We start from the raw sequence: 647 nt of genomic DNA on the forward strand, positions 1-647 counted from the left end.
CGATTACTGATGACAATGTGGAGTCAAATTGCTCCATGATAGAAAATATTCCTCCAAAAGGAGTGAGTTTCTCAGATTTAATTTGTATTTTTGCCATGTCTATCGTCGGATTTTCTTGTTTATTTTTTGCAACACTAAGATAAGTGAATTCTTCGACATGGCAAAATCCTGAGCAACTTTTTGTTGCTCAGGTACTTAAAAAGTTTAATTTATAATAGTGTTGCGGAATTAAGGGTAAGTACATGATATTGTCTTATATTTGTATACTTATATTCATCGCCTTTTGTCCAATCTGTGACTTGATAATGATATGAGAAACATCATCCTACTGTTCTTTCTTTCGGTTACGTACGGAATGGCTGCGGCACAGAGCCGGACCGATTCCCTGTACAGTCTGCTCGACGAAGCCATCGCCAACTCGGACAGATATGGGGTCAGTGGAAATTTAGTGGGGATAAGCATAAATCTTTGCAAGTCGATACAGAAAGAACTTTTCATCAACGATACCCCTTAGTGATGCTCTGAAGGCTTTGATTTTCGCATTAAAGGATTCAGCTGCAGCATTAGATGATCTATTTTTATAAAAGTTAAGAATATCATCGTAATGTTCATAGAATGTTGCAGCAATAACATTGAAAGAACGGAAG

At 37.1% G+C, this 647-nt stretch carries 2 protein-coding genes; one reads left to right on the top strand and one right to left on the bottom strand.

All coding sequences use genetic code 11. The annotated features are described in order from the left end of the window. The first annotated feature begins 310 nt into the window (after positions 1 to 310). On the top strand, positions 311 to 514 hold the full coding sequence (locus BN4609_RS16565; RefSeq protein WP_164071642.1) for a hypothetical protein: 204 nt from the start codon (positions 311 to 313) through the stop codon (positions 512 to 514). Here BN4609_RS16565 and BN4609_RS15885 read toward each other — a convergent pair. Further along, positions 446 to 647: transposase (locus tag BN4609_RS15885; RefSeq protein WP_164071643.1), on the bottom strand; the 202-nt coding region annotated here is incomplete at its 5' end. The genes BN4609_RS16565 and BN4609_RS15885 overlap by 69 nt on opposite strands.

The sequence above is a fragment of the Leyella lascolaii genome (assembly GCF_900079775.1).
Lineage (GTDB): Bacteria > Bacteroidota > Bacteroidia > Bacteroidales > Bacteroidaceae > Prevotella > Prevotella lascolaii.